Genomic DNA, 17247 nt, shown 5'->3' on the forward strand with positions numbered 1-17247 from the left:
TCATTTTACTAATTTGTTATTCCTCTATTTTAAACTGCTCAACTAATCTTTCTAAGTCTCTCATATGCTCCGTCAAACTTTCCATCGTATGAGCTACCTTTTCTAGATGATTCACTTGTGATTCAGTTGCAGCATTTACTTCTTCAGAAACAGCTGCGCTTTCTTGACTCGTACCAGCAATTGTATGCATGACCGCTGTAATTTCTCCTTGCTCGTAACCGATGTTATGTACCTCTTCTACAATTTGTTCCACTGAAGTACTAATCGTATTTACAACTGACATAATGGTACGGAATTCCGCCTCTGCTTCTGTCGTAACATTATTTTGTATATCCGCAATGTCTTTCAATTTACTTACAACTTCTACAACTCGTCTTACCTCTACTTGTACATCACCAATCATCGTCGCAATTTCTACTGTTGCTTCTTTTGATTGTTCCGCTAATTTTCGAACCTCTTCAGCGACAACAGCAAAGCCTTTACCTTGTTCCCCCGCACGTGCCGCCTCGATTGAAGCATTTAAAGCAAGTAAATTCGTTTGATCTGAAATACCTTTTATAAGCTCTACAACATTTTGAATCGATCCAACTCTTTGCTCTAACTTTCCAGATGCTTCCTCTGTATGAACAACAATCGAAGAGGATTGGCTCCTCGTACGAACTAAATTGCGCATCGTATTTAATCCTTGCTTTGATGCCTCTTCAGCTTTGCCAGCCACACCTTTTATTTCCCCAACAGAGTTATTCATTTGTTCCACTGATTGCGCCATATTTTCGAGCTGCTCTGAAACTTCATCGACACTATTAGCAAGAGTGGACGCTCCTCCGCTCACATCATCCATTGCACCTGAAACTTCTCTACTAGCTGCTACAGTTTCATTCGTTAAATAATGTAGATTATTCGTTGATTGTTGCACTGTTGATACACTATTTTTAATTTTGCTTACCATTTCATTCATTTGCTCAACCATATGATTAAAATGGTTCGTCAGCTCTCCAACTTCATCCTTACTTGTCACTTTCATTTGCAACGTCAAATCTCCTTCTGCCACTTTCTGAACGTGATTCGTTAATAGTTGCAACGGTCTTGCTAATCTTCTTGAGAACAAGTATGAGGCTACGATTCCAACTAATAAGCTAATACATGCCATTATAAGGACTGTATTTCTCGTACTATTTAATAGCCCATCAATCGTTTCTTTCGGATAAAAAATTCCTATCTTCCATTTCATCAAATCAAATGACTGACTATATGCAACTACATCTTCACCTTTTAATGTAGTGACAGCATATTTTGTTACATCTTTATTTAAACTCTTCACAAGTGGCTCTTTCGAAACATCTTTCCCTATCTTTTCTGGGTAAACAAGAGCCATATTTTTATCATTTATAATAAACATTTCTCCGCCGTTATTGTATTGAATATTATGGAGTAATTTCTGAATTGTTCCGAGCGATACATCCATCGCCACAACACCTAATACAGATCCATCTTGCGCTGTAATTGCTTTAGAAACTCCCACACTTAGCTTACCTGTAGCAATTTCATACATAGGTTGTCCCCAGTGAACCTTTTTCACATCAGCTTCTGAGTCTTTATACCATGGTCTTGTCGTTGGATCATATCCTTCTGGCACTTGTCCACCTTCAGCAAGATTGGCACTTAATGTTTTTTTATCTTTCGTACCAATATATAAGTCTAAAATGCCTGGATGATTCTTTTTATACTCCGAAAACTCTTTCGTCAAAAATGTTTCCTCTTCTGGAGTAACCCCGTCTTGAAGCATATTACGAATCATCTCACTGTTCGCATAATACCCCATATCTTCATCCGTTCTTTGAACAAATGTCGTAAGTTGCTCTGTCACAAGATCCATCGTATTTTGAGAATACTGGTCTAAGGAGCGCACTTCCTTCTCTTTCTGTAATTGATACATAGCTGTACCTAATATTACGAACATCATAGAAATAAGTACCGAAAATACTACCGCAATTTTTAAACGTAAACTTCTTAACATCTTCCCCCAAGCATCCCGATACGATAAACTTAACTAAATCTATACAATTCAATCAAATTTACACAAGTTAGTGCTTCATCGTGTTCTCGCAGCCCCAAAGGGACGAGGGGTATAACACTCCACACGAGGCAGTATCGTTACCTCCTATTATCAAGCATTTATTTTACCCATCTTGATAAATTTGTCGCAGCATTCAAATCTCTATCGTGATGGCTATTGCATGAAGCACAACACCACTCACGTATTTTTAAACTCCACTGTCCTTCTGGTTGAACTGAATGGTCGTATTTTACTCCGCAACATGAGCAAATCTTGCTGGAAGCGAACCATTTATCAACTTTTACATACGCAATGCCGTACTTCTCGCATTTGTATGATAAACATTGAAAGAAGAAGTTTAATTTTTGAAATGAAAATGCTTTCGATAGTTTTTTGTTTTTTAACAGGTTTGAGATAGATAAGTCTTCCACAACAATCCTCATTGGTTTGGTTTTCACCAATTTAGCTGTTGCTTGATGGATATGGTTATTTCGGATATTCGTAATTTTCCTAGATAACCGCAGGTGCTCGATTTTTGCCTTTTCATATCCGGCAGATTGAACTTTTACACCTTTTTTAAATCTCCTAGACATATCTCTTTGCGCTGACTTTTTCCTTTTCAAAAGTTTTTTAACCTTGGCATCTTTGTTTATATTTCGTTCTTTCATACCATTAGAAGCTACAAACAGCTCTTTTAAACCAACATCCACACCAATCGACTCATTCGTTAGTTCTTGTAATTCAAAGTCTTCTTGGAATCCTATACTAATCCACCAGTGACGACCATCAAAGGTAACTCTTGGATTGGATGTTTTTTTATTTCTTGATAGTTGTTGGCTTGTTTTCACTTCTCCAATAGACTGAATATGAACTACTTTCTTTCCTATAATCAGTCTTTCATAATTAGCATAAAATCCTTGGATTACATCTTTTTTGGATTTATAAGAAGTGTGAGAACCATTTTTGTACTTTTTGAACGAATTTTTTCTCGCCGTATCAAAATCTTTTGAAGCCTGTTTAGGAACTTGTGCATTAATGTCTTTTAACCACTCATATCTTTTTCGCTTCTTGATCTTTGTAAATCGTTTCTGTAAAGCTAACTGTGAAACAGATTTTCCAAATAGCTTATAGTATCTATCACTCATTCTTTTACAATAGTTATAAGCGAATCTTGCAGCACCAGCATGGTTTCTAAGCACTTTTTCTTGTTTAGGCGTTGGAATCAGTCTAACTTTCTTCGCCAATATCATCAGAATGTAACTCCTTTAATGAAAGATTTGTTCTTCTGAATCGTAGCGTGTTCCACCAGCATTCTCCTGAGACTACTCGGATGTAAACCTGTTAATTCCGATACTTGACTAACTCGTAAAAATTTCATTATTATTCTTACCTCATTGAACCTAACATAGCACATACGTTCGATAGATTCAATGAGGTTTGATAGATTTAATTAAATGTATCTCGTTCAACTAAGGGCGCAATTCCTTAGCCAGTTCTCTTATGAACTTCTCCTGTTTTCACATGAGCGCAGACTATATGTTTATCTCTTTAGAGATAGAGGATTTTTCCACCACCATAGGCTTGTGGTGTACTCTCGTCAGTTATACGAGATAGTCGTTGAACGTTCATCTTATCCAGTTTGACTTAGATGATTCGAGGCGGAAGACCCATTGTTCTAGTGTTTAGGATTTAACCTTGCACGATCTGATTGATTTTTTCTGCTTTCGCGACATTCACGCTCGCTATTTCTAGCCACGTTGTAGTTCAATCAGCTTTAGGGATTGCCCGCAGTTAACCCTCACTACTAGCCAATTACTTGACTAGCAGGGCTTACTGATATATTTAATTAACTTTCATTATAATTGGTTAAATAAATCGTAACAGTTAGTTACCCTTCTCGTTGTATTGTAATCATATTAATCACTATATTAAGTATAATGGATAAAATTAAAAAATTGAAATTTATTCTCACCTTAATACAATTAGAAAACTGACTACCACTTGTGCAAAAACAAATAGTTCATTATCCTTAAAATATAATCTCATTCGTTCGGAGGTAACTATGTTACAAAAATTCGGTTTCTCACAATATGAAAGCCAAGCTTACGAAGTTGTCGTATCAAGCAACGAACCATTAGATGCTACAACAATCGTGAAGCATTCTGGTGTGCCAAAAGCAAAAATATATGAAGTGCTAGCACGCCTGATCGATAAAGGAATGGTAATGGATTCTGTTTCAGAAAAGAAAAAGCTGTATACAGCATTACCACTCAAGCTAGCAATTGAAAAATTGACGACAGAATTTCAATCCAATATTAAAGAATTGGAGACAACTATATCGAAAAAATCATTTACAGATGACCGTGTATGGAGCTTAAAAATGCAATCTTCTATTCGCGTTCAAAGTAAAGAACTCATCGAAAGTGCAAAAGAATCGATTCGCATTTCAGCTTGGAATGATACTCTTTTAGAATATCTTCCGTTATTAGAAGAAAAAGCAAAACAAGGCGTCAAAACCGAGTCCCTTATAGTTGGAAAAGTCGAAACAGACTTAGAAAACATGCATTTTCTAATCCCAGCGGAAGAGCCTAACGCGCTAGAGCGATACTTACTGCTCATCGTTGACGACCGTGAAATTTTATTTGCTGGCGTAGAGCAAGAGTCATGGCAAGCAATGAAAACAATGTCACAACCTTTCGTAAAGTTCTTTACAGAATTTTTCTATCATGACGTTGCACTTGCAAAGATTACCCAGAAACACCATGATCTCTTTATGGAAGATGAGGAAATTAAGAGTTTGTTGATGAAGTTGAGATACTAAAAAAACGCCTCTATTACAAGGCGTTTTTTTCTACATTTCTTTTCTATTTTTCATCTTTAACACATAAGCTCCTGCAATAATAAAACCAAGTCCTAGAACAAATAAAACCGTAAATTCATTGCCGACGCCGCCAGTAGCTGGCAAACGTACTTCATTATGAGTATTAGGTTGTTGCATCGGCTTCACATCAGCGGAAGGTTTCACTTCTCCATTCGGTGTTGGCTTATTTGGCTTAGAAGGAAGCGATGCCTTTTCTTCTTTCTTATTTTTCACAATATGTTTAATAATTTCTCCATCCTCTTTTATTTCAAATGCGAATGTCTCTTCATTTATTACATATCCATTTGGTGCTATTGTTTCTTTATACGTGTACTTTCCGTATGGTAGTTTGAATTTCGCTATACCTTGCTCATTTGTTTTTCCTTTTACTACTTCTTTCCCTTGTTCGTTGTAGATTGTAAACTCTGCATTTGGTAATTTCGTATTCCCATCCGCTACATCTACTTTCGTTATTTCTAACTTACCTTCTACTTTCTTATCTTGAACAATATGTTTAATAATTTCTCCATTCTCTTTTATTTCAAATGCGAATGTCTCTTCATTTATTACATATCCATTCGGTGCTATTGTTTCTTTATACGTATACTTTCCGTATGGTAGTTTAAATTTCGCTACACCTTTTTCATCCGTTTTTCCTTTTACTACTTCTTTCCCTTGTTCGTTGTAGATTGTAAACTCTGCATTTGGTAATTTCGTATTCCCATCCGCTACATCTACTTTCGTTATTTCTAACTTACCTTCTACTTTCTTATCTTGAACAATATGTTTAATAATTTCTCCATTCTCTTTTATTTCAAATGCGAATGTCTCTTCATTTATTACATATCCATTCGGTGCTATTGTTTCTTTATACGTATACTTTCCGTATGGTAGTTTAAATTTCGCTACACCTTTTTCATCCGTTTTTCCTTTTACTACTTCTTTCCCTTGTTCGTTGTAGATTGTAAACTCTGCATTTGGTAATTTCATATTCCCATCCGCTACATCTACTTTCGTTATTTCTAATTCACCTTTTACATTTTCATTTTTCAGCTCTAATACAGCTGTTTCACCAGTTTTCACTTCAATTTTTTTAACGCTTCCGTCTAACACATATCCAGTTGGCGCTTGAATTTCTTTGACGCTATATATACCGATTGGAAGATTACCTAACTCCGCAATCCCCTTATCATTAGTCGTAACATTTTGTTTAAAGTTTTCATTAGAAACTTCAAACACCGCTCCTTTTAATACTTCCTTTTTTTCTCCTAATTTCATAATCTTTAAAGAACCTACTGATTCCCAATTTACAACTAAATCTGTACTGATTTTCTCACTATTTCTTTGTAACAATACCGTTGTATTTTGAACTTTTTCCGATCCTTTAAAAGCTATTGCTTGTAAATTTGTTAAAGTAGACTTCACTTTCATTTTAAAGTTACCACTACTCGTATTTTTCGGGATTAAGATTTTGAATTTTTCGTTAATTAATAACGTACTTTTCTCTTCACCATTTTCATTTACAATTCGAAGCCCTTTAGGAGCATTTTCAGGAAGAATTGCATAAGAGCCAGAAACCGCATTTGTTTGCACTGCATAAAATCCTGTTTCTAAATAATCACCTTTTTGTGTAGCAGTTTGTGAATCTACAGGATTAACTTTAAAGAATACATCTTGTGATCCAGTTTCTTTCTTTGAAGCCTCTACTAAACGCTTCATAAGATTATGTACACGTTCATTTTTTGCAACTAAATCTTCTTCCGTTAATTCATTTGCTGCAATCCATACTGCTAATTGTGTAGCATAATGCGCTTCTTCCGTTGTCGCTACACCTAATTCAGATGGGCTTTTTTGAGGATATCCATTTAATAAAATACGATATACAGCATCGGATGTTTTCCCCATCTCAGGCAAATCATCCCCATTGGGCGAACGTAAATCAGGCGTTAAACAATACGCAATACTACCCGAAGCCGTTTTAATTATTTCTGTCTTTATTTCACGCTGTTTCGAATTACTATAGCTCCAATCCATTTTATATGTTTCTCTGTTCATTACTTCTGCCTTTACTTGTGGCATTGCAATTCCTAATAAAATAATAAGAGCACTTAAAAAACTAAACCATTTTCCTACCATCTTTCGTTTCATTCTCTCCACCACCATATATAAATTTCTACATGAAGCAATCTTACTGTTTCATTGTACTTATAGTGAAAAAAAGAGAATAGGTGGTTTTTTTGTAGTATCTTGTCGAATTATTGAGAAAGTTTCACAGTAATAAGCAATTTTAAAACGTTTTGTTGTCATGCTGCTATTGACAAATAAACATTACATGTTTCCAATTTTCAAACATAATAAAAAAGGCACTTTATAAGTGCCTTTTTAACTTACGAGAAACAAATTTCAAACGAATACATATTACTTATCTTTTTCCTTTATCTCTGTCAACAGCTCAATCATTTTCTCATTTTGCTCTACTTGTTTCTCTGAATTTTGATAGATGACACGAATCCATCCTAATACAAAAACAACTGCAACTATCGGCAATAGTGCAAGTATTATACCGAATATCGAGAAATTAAACATCATTTACCCATCACCTCGCTACATACAAATTCTCCACCTCTCTACTAAAACCTGCAAAATTTTACAAATAAAAAAGAACCTATCAAACGATAGATTCTTCTTTTGCAAACTGAGCAGAACGGCCTCTCGTAATCGAGAAAATCGCACAAAGCAGCGCTAATATAATAAAGCCACCGCCTACCCAAGCGTTATATATAACAGATGATTTTTCAATAACGACTCCGCCTACTGTTGAACCGAGCGCAATTCCTAAGTGAAGGGCAGAGTTATTTAAACTTTGCTGAATACCAGCTGATTCTGGTGCAATTTCAATTAAATAATTTTGTTGTGCTGGCGAAATCGCCCAGCTCAACATGCTCCAAATTCCCATCATCATAATGAACAGCGGGAATGAGAATGTCATCATCGGCAATACGAAGATTGCACACGCAAATACGATAATAATTGAGATAATGCTTTTCTTCGATCCCCATTTATCCGCAAGCCAGCCACCGAAGCCGCCACCTATTACTGCTGCGATCCCGAAAATGAAGTAAAATACACTAATCCAATTCGCTTCCACATGCATCACATCTTTTAAGAAAGGCGTTAAATATGCATATAGTGTTAAATGGCCCGTTAAAAATAAAAATGATGTTAACTGTGCACTTACGATTTTTTTATCTTTTAACGTAGCGATTTGCTCTCTTATCGATAACACTGATGTTGGTGGTACTTTCGTTAAGAATAATGAAATACAAGCAATTGCCATAACTGTTAAGATCGAAATGAGTACAAATGGTGCACGCCATCCATATGCATTTCCGAGTACAAGGCCAAGCGGTACTCCAAGTACAAGTGAACCACTAATCCCCATGAAGATGATTCCAATTGCACGCGCACGAAAATGTGGTTCTACAACGCTAGAAGCCAGTGTTACTGACAGTGCAATAATAAGCGAACCACTCGCCGCACAAACAACCCTTGAGAACATTAGCATCCCATAATTCATACTACATGCTGAAATAATATTTCCGATTAAGAAAATTGATAATGCTCCAATGTATAATTTTTTTCTTTCAAACTTTCCAGTTACCGCTAATAAAACCGGACCTGATAAAGCAAATACTACTGAAAATATTGTTATAAGCTGACCAGCTGCACTAATAGATACGCCTAAATCATTGGCAACTAAATCAAGCGTTCCTCCTATAATTAGCTCAACCGTTCCGACTACGAAAGCCGCGATAGCTAAAATATATACACGAAAATTCAAGTCTTTCCCCACGCTTTCTATTTTGGTTACTACGACTATAGTAACCAAAATAGAAGTTGAACACAAGTACAATTTTTTTACAGTAAAAAAGGTAGGCGTATTATACGCCTACCCCTCAATCATGACATTTCATTTTTATTCTTCCTATTTAAATACCAATATACCGGAAGTCCAGTAAAGACAATGCCAATTGATAAGAAACAACTTACCGGATCATTGATAATTGCACTACCGATTACAAAGAGTGAACCGAGAATCGCAACGATTGGTACGATTGGGAATAATGGTACACTGTATGCACGCTCTTTATTCTTATTACGTTTTCTTAAAATGAAGACACCGATAAACGTCATTACATAGAAAATATAAATAATGAATACGGAAATCTCAGATAGCTTATTCGGATCACTAATAATCATTAAAATAATTCCTAAAATGATTTCAACAGTAATCGCATTTGCTGGTGTTTTAAATCTTGGGCTTTCCTTTGCAATAAACTTAGCAAATGGGAGTTGTCCACGTTCTGCCATCGACATCGGGATACGTGGGAACGTTAAAATCTTTCCATTTAAACAACCGAAAATAGAAACGATAATACCGATACTAATAATTTTCCCACCATATTCTCCAAGTAGCATGCCCGCAGCTGTCGCTGTTGCATTTTCTCCAAGTTCTACAATTTGCGTTGCTGGTAATACATTTAATAAAGCTAAGTTAATTAACACGTAAGCAGCCGTTACAATTAAAATCCCAACTGTCATTGCTTTCGGTAATAACTTTGTTGGATTCTTCATTTCTCCGCCAATCGAAGCAAGTAAAATCCAGCCGTCATAAGCAAATAGCGTTGCTAAAATTGCCATCCCGATACTTTGATTTTCTGATATCGGCACAACTACGTTAAAGATATCGCTATTTCCTTTCCAAAAACCTAACACGACGATTAATACGATCGGAATCATTTTCCCGATTGTCGTAACTGTTTGGACGATACCTCCGTATTTTGTTCCCATACTATTTACAACGCCAAGGAACACAACTGTTCCAATTGCGATTGGTAAATTCCATACTTTATCTAAATAGAAGAAGTTAATCATTAAAGAACTAAAGTATAATCCTAATGTTCCAATAATAGCTGGTCCATAAACAATTGTTTGCATCCAGCCTGATAAATAACCCCAAAAACTTCCGTAAATCTCCTCTAAATACGTATACAACCCACCATTTTTCGGGATTTGCGCTCCAATCTCAGCTACTGTTAAACCACTTGCTAGCGTCAACAGACCACCAATTATCCAAGCAAGAATGGCCATATTAGAACTCCCCGAGTAATCTAATACGCTCCCTGGTTTCATAAACACACCAGATCCAATAATCGTTCCTACTACGATAGAAAGTGCTACCGTTAAACCAATTTTGTTCTTCTCATCATGATGCATGCTGCGTATCCTCCTTCCAATCCTAGTGTGATGCAAAAATGAAATAAAAAAACACTCCTCCCTAAAAAAGGGACGAGTGTTATATTCGTGGTTCCACCCTTGTTTCAATTCGCAAAGTAACACACTTCACCAATTTCTCAAGTCTACATAACGGTTTTTGCCGGCAAGCAATTACTAGATGTTCGTTCACTGCTGCAGTTCAGAGGTGGTAATCTATTTTTTCGTATTAGGAAGCTCACAGCCAAAGGCTTCCCTCTCTGAGAATCGTAAAAAATTGATCGTGTCCTCATCATCACTTCTTGATGTCGAATTTTGTAGTTATTGTTCATTATATTGAATTGTTAGAAAAAATCAATATATTTTTTATATAACATACGAAATATTTCTCTTCTTATATTATAACAGAATTTACGACACTTCTCTAATTCCCTAGTATCTTTGGAACAGTGTAGCGGTAAAAAATTATATCAGCGATTTTTCAAATATATCGACCACAACTCAAATTATATCGGCGATTTTCGAAATATATCGAACGGAATTCAAACTATATCAGCGATTTTCGAAATATATCGATTTACCAACAAAAAACGACAATAAGTAAGAGGAGACTTTCTAAAAAAAGTCTCCTCACATACATATACCTTTCGGTTGCCCACACGAAAGATACGACTTCATTTAATTATTTAAAAACTTGTGATGCGGAATATCCACATTCAACGCCTCTAATTGTTTCTTTTCATTCTCTAAAATCGCTTTTGCTTTTGTTTTTGTTGCCTCATCTAATCCTGCAAACATGTCTTCATGTTTCTCTTTCTCTGGAAGTTTCACACCTAGTTTTGTTAATTCTTCTTTTGCTTGCTTATGTGTTAATTCCCCGGACTTTTCCTGTTCAAAAATAGACTTTGCTTTTTCCTTTGTTGCTTCATCTAAGTTAGCAAGTATGTCTTTATGCTTACCCTTCTCTGGCATTTTCACGCCTAATTTCGTTAATTCCTCTTTTGCTTGTTCACGTGTTAATTTGCCGGATTTCTCTTGCTCTAAAATTGATTTCGCTTTTTCTTTTGTTGCTTCGTCTAAGTTAGCAAACATATCTCCATGTTTACCCTTCTCTGGCACTTTCACGCCTAACTTCGTTAATTCCTCTTGCGCTTGTTCACGTGTTAATTTACCGGATTTCTCTTGCTCTAAAATCGACTTCGCTTTTTCTTTTGTTGCTTCATCTAATCCCGCAAACATTTCTTTACGTTTTTCTTTCTCTGGAAGCTTTACACCTAGCTCCTCTAACTGTTTCTTTGTATCGTCCATAATCGTTTTTACTTTTTGTTTTGTAGCGTCATCTAAATCTTTTTTCGCCGTTTTTGTCGCTTGCTCAGCTGCTGGAGTATTCGTTGCCGCGAATGCCGGAATACCGACTCCTCCAATGATTCCGAATGATAAAGCACCTGCAATCGCTAAATACCCAACTGTTTTCTTCTTCATAGGAAATTTCCTCCTTCATATTTCTAAAGCATGTACACTCTCGTATACAATGCCTATAGTAATGTCGATTTCTTAAAATTTCCTTAACGACTTAACAAAAAAACACCGCTCGTGATGAGCGGCGTTGTTCTATGCTTTTTGTAATTGTAATTCTTCACGTTCCATTATTCTTCTTAATACAATTGTTTGTGTCATTGTAAATAAATTACCTGTTATCCAGTACAACACAAGTCCTGATGGCGCCGCAAATCCCATAAATAGAATCATTGCTGGCATCATAATTTGTTGCATTTTCATCATCTGTACTTGTTCTCCAGGTGTAACGTTAGATTGGAAAACTTTCATCTGAATAAATGTCGTTAACGCTGCGATAATCGGTAATATATGATAAGGATCTGCATGTCCTAAGTTCACCCATAAAAACGAAGATGTGCGAATCTCTTCTGTTCGGCTAATCGCATAATACAAAGCAGAGAAAATCGGCATTTGTATTAATAGTGGCCAGCAACCAGCAAGTGGATTCCAACCGCCTGACTTCATTAGTTCTGACATTTCTTTTTGATACTGCTTTTGTTTTTCTAGATCTTTACTTACATCACCGTGTTTTTTCTTTAGCTTCTGTAATTCAGGTTGCATTTTTTTCATTTTCGCTTGGCTACGATATTGCGAAACAGCTAATGGAATCATTGCTGAACGAATAACGAGCGTCATAATAATGATAGCAATCCCGAAGCTAGCTCCCGGTATATGATGAGCAACAAATTGAATCATAAACGAGATTGGATATACGAAATAATGATCCCAAATTCCCGTACTATGTGCATCAATTGGGGCTGCATTACTGCAACCAGATAAAACAAAAACAAGTAATAATGATAAACTAACGAGCACAGCTCGGTATGATTTTAACATGTTCATTCCTCCAATGTTTCGTAATTATTTAGCGAAACATTGGTGTATACGGACCGACCTCGTCATTCTCTTCACTTGATTCTTGTCTGCGTACAGAACGAATCATTCCATATTTATAAAAAATAGAGAAAAGCGGTACATTACCAGTACCCTCTTCACACGTATTAACTAGTTTAAAGGCTCTTTGTCTACCGCTTGATGCTTGCTGACGCACAAAGCGAGAAACGTTAGCAAGGAAGAAAACTTCTAATAAACAAAGTGCTGTCGTTACAAACGATATATATATAATTGCATCCTGCAATAAAAATTCCATCGCTTCACATCCTTAATAAGGTCATTTTAGCACATTCGGCAAACATTCTCTATTTCCTTTTATCGTCAAAAAAAGTATTTTGCATATTTTCTCAAGAAAACAATAATTAAGAAACATTGTATTCGCTTTCTTTAGTATATTCACACACATCAATGAATAGGGTTGATTTGTTAGAAATTTATAAAATTTTTGCATTATAATAAAACTATTGCCAGTTTTTGAAAAAACCTTTATTCTCTTCTTGTAATCAAAAATGAATATGGAGATGAAACATACTATGGGTCAACTAGGAGACGCCGATTACGTTCCCGACACCGCCTTTTTATCCTTCCCAGCAGCTAAAACATTTCACTTAGAATTTATCATACAGTTGGTTGTTATTTTCATAGCTTCTATTTTGTATGCAATTTCTATGAATATGTTCTTTATCCCGCATAACATGATTAGCGGTGGATTCGCTGGTGTAGGGATGATTATCGGTTATTTAATGCACTACAATATCGGTGCACTTATCTTTTTACTAAACATTCCTCTTCTTATTTTAAGTCACTTTTACTTAGGCAAGAAGACAACCTTTTTAACAGCGTACTTTGTAGCTGTATCATCGTTAGCGATGAACATTATCCCTGTACACCAAGTTTCAGACGATATTTTACTGTCCTCTGTATTCGGCGGTGTAATCTGCGGAGCAGCCTCAGGAATCATATTCCGATTTGCTTCTTCAACAGGTGGATTTGATGTTGTTGGATTAATTGTAGCGAAATATCGCGATGTTTCAATTGGAGCAATCATCTTCGGATTCAACTTAATCTTACTTGTTGTAGCAGGATTTATTTTTGGATGGGATATTACACTGTATACGTTAATCAGTCGATTTGTAGTCAGCAAAGTTATCGATGCTGTACATACAAAACACATTAAATTAACGATAATGACAATTACTGAAAAAGGCGAGGAAATAAAAAGCGCCCTACTACATCACGGCATACGTGGCGTGACAATGGTAGATGCTGTCGGCGGCTATACAAACCATAAGAAAAAAATGATTTACACTGTCGTGACTCGCTATGAGTTAGGCGAAATGAAACGTATTATCCGTCAAGTGGATAACAAAGCATTCATGAACATTACTGAAACAGTTGAAATTGTCGGCCGTTTCAAACGCATATAAAAAAGGTTAATACATGAAAGGGCATAACATATTAGTCATAAATAATATGTTATGCCCTTTGTTATTCAACTAACGCACCCTTTAGCATAATAAAATTACTAAGTTTATTACTACAAATCGGAGGATAGCATTCCATATACAAAACTATCTGTCCATTCATTTTTATTCCAAAAATCTTGTATGAAATGGGCTTCCTTTCTCATGCCTATTCGTTCACACAATTTTTGTGAAGTTATATTACGTGCATCAAGATTAGCTTGTATACGATGTACATTACATTCATTAAATAATTTAAATACCAAACTACTTACTGCTTCTGTTGCCAAACCTCTCCCAGCTACTTCACTTGAAAAACTATAACCAATCTCAACAGTGTCTTTCATATTTGTGTACCATACGGATAAATCACCAACTACTTTAGTCTTGTATATAACTGCCAAACTTAATATTGATTCTTTAGTAAGTACATTGTTTGCTAGCTTCTTATTAAATCTCTCCTGCATGTCTTCATGAGTCCACTTATTATGTAATAGAAACTTACATGTATCATCATTATTATAAATAGCAAATACATCCTGTAAATCAGTCCTCTTAAAAGGTCTAATTATTAATCTTTCTGTTGTGATTTCCAAGTTAGCTCTCCTCTCTTTCATTCATACTACAAAACATTTTTATAGTATTTAAGTCCCCTTCTTATATCGCACCTTGATTACATATTTCATCATAGTAAATGAAAATCCTTCTTCCACTAAACTGCGCCGTTAATGGTATTTCTTTGCGATTTTTATTTTTTACACTTATTACAAAATCAGATAATTCTATTATTATGCCTCTAAATGTGTTATAATGAAAACAGACTCACAAAAAAAGAGTATATAGACTTGGAAGTTTCTCTTATTTTACAAGCAAAAAGAAACGAGCAGTCGGGTATATTTCAGACACCATACACGTAACGGTTTAAAAAACCGATCACTCTTCAATGATCTTTTTTATAAAAAGATACGTACAACGAAAACTCACTTCAATATACTATACCTACCTTTTTGACTTCCAAATCATCTTATTACATAAGGAGATGAACATATGAATCAATATATACGATATACAATAGCTGTCCTGTTTGCTATTATCGGCGGAACAATCTGCTTCTGGACAAACACTCAGCTTGGAGAGAATATCATTTTTAATGGAATCGAAACACTTGTAAGCGCTTCAATTTTAGGCGGATACATTTTCTTCCTCTTCAATCCAGAAGAAAATGCGCAAAAAACAATGTTATTAACAATGATCGGAATCGTTGGCGGATGTATTTCCTACTCAATGACCAACTATACATTACCACTTCAATTAAGCTCAGCTTTCTTCCACGGTCTATGGACTTGGTTCATTGCATTCTGCTTAGCAGACGTATTTAATCTACTACAAGACAATGAAGAAGATAGCGGTCGCCAAATTGAAAGTAACTCTTAAGCTGGAAGATATTCTTCCAGCTTTTTTTGATTGGTTTGCATACCCCGGTTAGTATCTATCATAATATATCAGCGATTCTCCAAATATATCGGCGATTTCTCCACTTATATCAGCGATTTTTTCATTATATCGACGGTTCGACACAGGATATCGACTTACCGACAATTTTCGGCAAACTATTTATGCTCTATACCCCGGCACTACAATAAAAAGAAGCTACCCAACGGCAACTTCTTTTCCACATACCCCTCTTCGTATTCACTAAAATATATCAACGGTTTTTCAAATATATTGATCGTTTCTCCACTTATATCAACGATTCGGCACAAGATATCGATTTAACGACAATCTTCGACAATCGAAACGTACAACATACCCTATCCCCCAAGCAACTTACTGCCGAACTCTACGATTAAAAAGATAATTAATAGGACCGCGAGTATCTTTAATGCTACATATGCCACTTTAAAAACAACATAAATGAGCAAGACTATCAAAATAATTGATAAGATTTCCATTTTTACTTCCTCCAAGCTGTGCTCTTCTTATCTTATTTTACTCACCCTAGGCTGTTTATGGAACGGCATAAGACGACATATAAAAAAGAGGATACCTCACCCATCGTAAGATACCCTCTCTTTCAGCTGCTCAAACCATTCTCTCTCTAATTGTAAATATCCCATCTCACTCTTCTCAGCGCTCTTTAATTCTTTATCAGCTTTCTTCATATAAGTACGGGACGCTTCCATATTGCCCTCTAAATATTTAATAATCCCTTGTGTACGGTAATATCCGGTTAGATCCATTTTTGTAATGGCCTTTGCATGCTCCTTTGCTTCTTGCAAAGAAAGACTATCCATCTCATAAAGGGCTTTATATAAAAGGTACCAACTATGAAAACTACTAACGAAAAACTTATTTTCTTTCGTTACAGGAAGTTGAACAATTTGTTTTATATACGGTATCGCTCTTTCCATTCCCTCTTGATCCGCACGAGCAAAAAAGACAAGCATAAGTCTACTCATTATCTCTCTTATCTCTTTATTCTCTTTTATTTTCTCCTCACTAAGTTCTACTAATCTTTCATCCCAATCTTTCGGTCTTTTATAATTAAATAACTCACTCGATATTTGAATCTCATATAAATGATTTCTAGCTCTTTCATCATCTTTAATTAAAATAAGAAATTGCATCCCATCACTCATAAGTGTTCCTTTTATCGGCACAATTGTAACCGCAAAGATTGCAAAATGGAAAAAGGAAAAATATAAAAGATATTGATAATAACTTACCATGTATATGTAACCGGAAGTAATACCAAATAGTAAACTCGTAATCGGTCCACCTAAAGTGAGCCAAGCCCATTTTTTCGAAAGATTCGGTGTCTCTATAGAAGATGGTACTAGTGTTGCAACGCCTCCAAAGTACGCCCATAATTTATTTTCTCGAATGCGCAATTTTCCTTTTTCTTTTTGAATAGTAATGGGTCCTACTGTCATAAATTTAAATGTCAAACCACCTATTACACCAAATACTACATGTCCTAGCTCATGAATGGCTAACACTAACAATGCAATTCCAACTATTGCCCATAAGTTTAAAATTACTTCTAATTTCTCAGTTCGAATTACTACGTATAAAATGGACAGAACTAACGCCGCTGTCATAGAACCAGCTGGCCTTCTTAAAATATCCACCTTTTTCTCCCC

General features: G+C 35.6%; 15 protein-coding genes and 1 other annotated feature. Of the genes, 3 read left to right on the forward strand and 12 right to left on the reverse strand.

Features of this window, described 5'->3' with window-relative positions:
* Positions 1–16: 16 nt before the first annotated feature.
* Together AC3WVA_RS06565 and AC3WVA_RS06570 are read right to left on the reverse strand one after the other, a co-directional pair.
* On the reverse strand, positions 17–2017 hold the full coding sequence (locus tag AC3WVA_RS06565; protein WP_098520330.1) for a methyl-accepting chemotaxis protein: 2001 nt from the start codon (positions 2015–2017) through the stop codon (positions 17–19).
* 158 nt (positions 2018–2175) lie between these two features.
* Positions 2176–3306, reverse strand: a complete 1131-nt coding sequence (locus AC3WVA_RS06570; RefSeq protein WP_492321833.1) for an RNA-guided endonuclease InsQ/TnpB family protein — start codon at positions 3304–3306, stop codon at positions 2176–2178.
* Between the two features lie 812 nt (positions 3307–4118).
* Here AC3WVA_RS06570 and AC3WVA_RS06575 point away from each other — a divergent pair.
* Positions 4119–4877 carry a TrmB family transcriptional regulator gene (locus AC3WVA_RS06575; protein ID WP_000939486.1) on the forward strand — a complete coding sequence of 253 codons (759 nt, stop codon included), beginning with the start codon at positions 4119–4121 and terminating at the stop codon, positions 4875–4877.
* 30 nt (positions 4878–4907) lie between these two features.
* Here the strand turns inward: AC3WVA_RS06575 and AC3WVA_RS06580 are convergent, their stop codons facing one another.
* The 7 genes from AC3WVA_RS06580 to AC3WVA_RS06610 form a co-directional block, all read right to left on the reverse strand.
* Positions 4908–7064 (reverse strand): SpaA isopeptide-forming pilin-related protein, encoded by a 2157-nt coding sequence (locus AC3WVA_RS06580; RefSeq protein ID WP_492321834.1) that lies wholly within the window; start codon positions 7062–7064, stop codon positions 4908–4910.
* Positions 7065–7334: 270 nt separating this feature from the next.
* Complete coding sequence (locus AC3WVA_RS06585) at positions 7335–7505, reverse strand: hypothetical protein (protein ID WP_098881630.1); 171 nt, start codon at positions 7503–7505, stop codon at positions 7335–7337.
* Positions 7506–7584: 79 nt separating this feature from the next.
* The gene (locus AC3WVA_RS06590; protein WP_142342078.1) at positions 7585–8829 is read right to left on the reverse strand and encodes an MFS transporter; all 1245 of its coding nucleotides are present in this window, start codon (positions 8827–8829) and stop codon (positions 7585–7587) included.
* Between the two features lie 47 nt (positions 8830–8876).
* The gene (locus AC3WVA_RS06595) at positions 8877–10193 is read right to left on the reverse strand and encodes an APC family permease (protein ID WP_098881628.1); all 1317 of its coding nucleotides are present in this window, start codon (positions 10191–10193) and stop codon (positions 8877–8879) included.
* A 65-nt stretch (positions 10194–10258) separates the two neighbouring features.
* Positions 10259–10495 (reverse strand) — a binding site (T-box leader).
* 373 nt (positions 10496–10868) lie between these two features.
* Positions 10869–11672, reverse strand: a complete 804-nt coding sequence (locus AC3WVA_RS06600) for a hypothetical protein (RefSeq protein ID WP_492321835.1) — start codon at positions 11670–11672, stop codon at positions 10869–10871.
* A gap of 129 nt (positions 11673–11801) precedes the next feature.
* Positions 11802–12584, reverse strand: coding sequence for a membrane protein insertase YidC (gene yidC / locus AC3WVA_RS06605; protein ID WP_048528265.1), 783 nt, complete (start codon positions 12582–12584; stop codon positions 11802–11804).
* Positions 12585–12612: 28 nt separating this feature from the next.
* Positions 12613–12897, reverse strand: coding sequence for a hypothetical protein (locus AC3WVA_RS06610; protein ID WP_048528263.1), 285 nt, complete (start codon positions 12895–12897; stop codon positions 12613–12615).
* A gap of 277 nt (positions 12898–13174) precedes the next feature.
* Here AC3WVA_RS06610 and AC3WVA_RS06615 point away from each other — a divergent pair, with 277 nt between their 5' ends.
* Positions 13175–14068 (forward strand): YitT family protein, encoded by an 894-nt coding sequence (locus tag AC3WVA_RS06615; RefSeq protein ID WP_048528262.1) that lies wholly within the window; start codon positions 13175–13177, stop codon positions 14066–14068.
* Positions 14069–14178: 110 nt separating this feature from the next.
* Here AC3WVA_RS06615 and AC3WVA_RS06620 read toward each other — a convergent pair whose 3' ends face one another.
* Positions 14179–14700, reverse strand: coding sequence for a GNAT family N-acetyltransferase (locus AC3WVA_RS06620; protein ID WP_048528261.1), 522 nt, complete (start codon positions 14698–14700; stop codon positions 14179–14181).
* A gap of 451 nt (positions 14701–15151) precedes the next feature.
* Between AC3WVA_RS06620 and AC3WVA_RS06625 the strand changes: the two genes are divergently transcribed.
* Positions 15152–15538, forward strand: coding sequence for a DUF3938 domain-containing protein (locus AC3WVA_RS06625; RefSeq protein ID WP_048528260.1), 387 nt, complete (start codon positions 15152–15154; stop codon positions 15536–15538).
* Between the two features lie 377 nt (positions 15539–15915).
* Here AC3WVA_RS06625 and AC3WVA_RS06630 read toward each other — a convergent pair whose 3' ends face one another.
* Both AC3WVA_RS06630 and AC3WVA_RS06635 read right to left on the reverse strand, forming a co-directional pair.
* Positions 15916–16056, reverse strand: a complete 141-nt coding sequence (locus tag AC3WVA_RS06630; RefSeq protein ID WP_098345510.1) for a DUF3985 family protein — start codon at positions 16054–16056, stop codon at positions 15916–15918.
* 96 nt (positions 16057–16152) lie between these two features.
* The gene (locus tag AC3WVA_RS06635) at positions 16153–17205 is read right to left on the reverse strand and encodes a site-2 protease family protein (RefSeq protein WP_142320981.1); all 1053 of its coding nucleotides are present in this window, start codon (positions 17203–17205) and stop codon (positions 16153–16155) included.
* Between the last annotated feature and the right edge of the window lie 42 nt (positions 17206–17247).

It is taken from the genome of Bacillus sp. EB106-04-02-XG92 (assembly GCF_058791995.1).

What these genes read in the sequence shown, in the direction of transcription:
- AC3WVA_RS06565 (WP_098520330.1), bottom strand. Translation starts at nt 2,017, where the DNA reads ATGTTAAGAAGTTTACGTTTAAAAATTGCGGTAGTATTTTCGGTACTT.
- AC3WVA_RS06570 (WP_492321833.1), bottom strand. Translation starts at nt 3,306, where the DNA reads ATGATATTGGCGAAGAAAGTTAGACTGATTCCAACGCCTAAACAAGAA.
- AC3WVA_RS06575 (WP_000939486.1), top strand. Translation starts at nt 4,119, where the DNA reads ATGTTACAAAAATTCGGTTTCTCACAATATGAAAGCCAAGCTTACGAA.
- AC3WVA_RS06580 (WP_492321834.1), bottom strand. Translation starts at nt 7,064, where the DNA reads ATGAAACGAAAGATGGTAGGAAAATGGTTTAGTTTTTTAAGTGCTCTT.
- AC3WVA_RS06585 (WP_098881630.1), bottom strand. Translation starts at nt 7,505, where the DNA reads ATGATGTTTAATTTCTCGATATTCGGTATAATACTTGCACTATTGCCG.
- AC3WVA_RS06595 (WP_098881628.1), bottom strand. Translation starts at nt 10,193, where the DNA reads ATGCATCATGATGAGAAGAACAAAATTGGTTTAACGGTAGCACTTTCT.
- AC3WVA_RS06600 (WP_492321835.1), bottom strand. Translation starts at nt 11,672, where the DNA reads ATGAAGAAGAAAACAGTTGGGTATTTAGCGATTGCAGGTGCTTTATCA.
- yidC (WP_048528265.1), bottom strand. Translation starts at nt 12,584, where the DNA reads ATGTTAAAATCATACCGAGCTGTGCTCGTTAGTTTATCATTATTACTT.
- AC3WVA_RS06610 (WP_048528263.1), bottom strand. Translation starts at nt 12,897, where the DNA reads ATGGAATTTTTATTGCAGGATGCAATTATATATATATCGTTTGTAACG.
- AC3WVA_RS06615 (WP_048528262.1), top strand. Translation starts at nt 13,175, where the DNA reads ATGGGTCAACTAGGAGACGCCGATTACGTTCCCGACACCGCCTTTTTA.
- AC3WVA_RS06625 (WP_048528260.1), top strand. Translation starts at nt 15,152, where the DNA reads ATGAATCAATATATACGATATACAATAGCTGTCCTGTTTGCTATTATC.
- AC3WVA_RS06630 (WP_098345510.1), bottom strand. Translation starts at nt 16,056, where the DNA reads ATGGAAATCTTATCAATTATTTTGATAGTCTTGCTCATTTATGTTGTT.
- AC3WVA_RS06635 (WP_142320981.1), bottom strand. Translation starts at nt 17,205, where the DNA reads ATGACAGCGGCGTTAGTTCTGTCCATTTTATACGTAGTAATTCGAACT.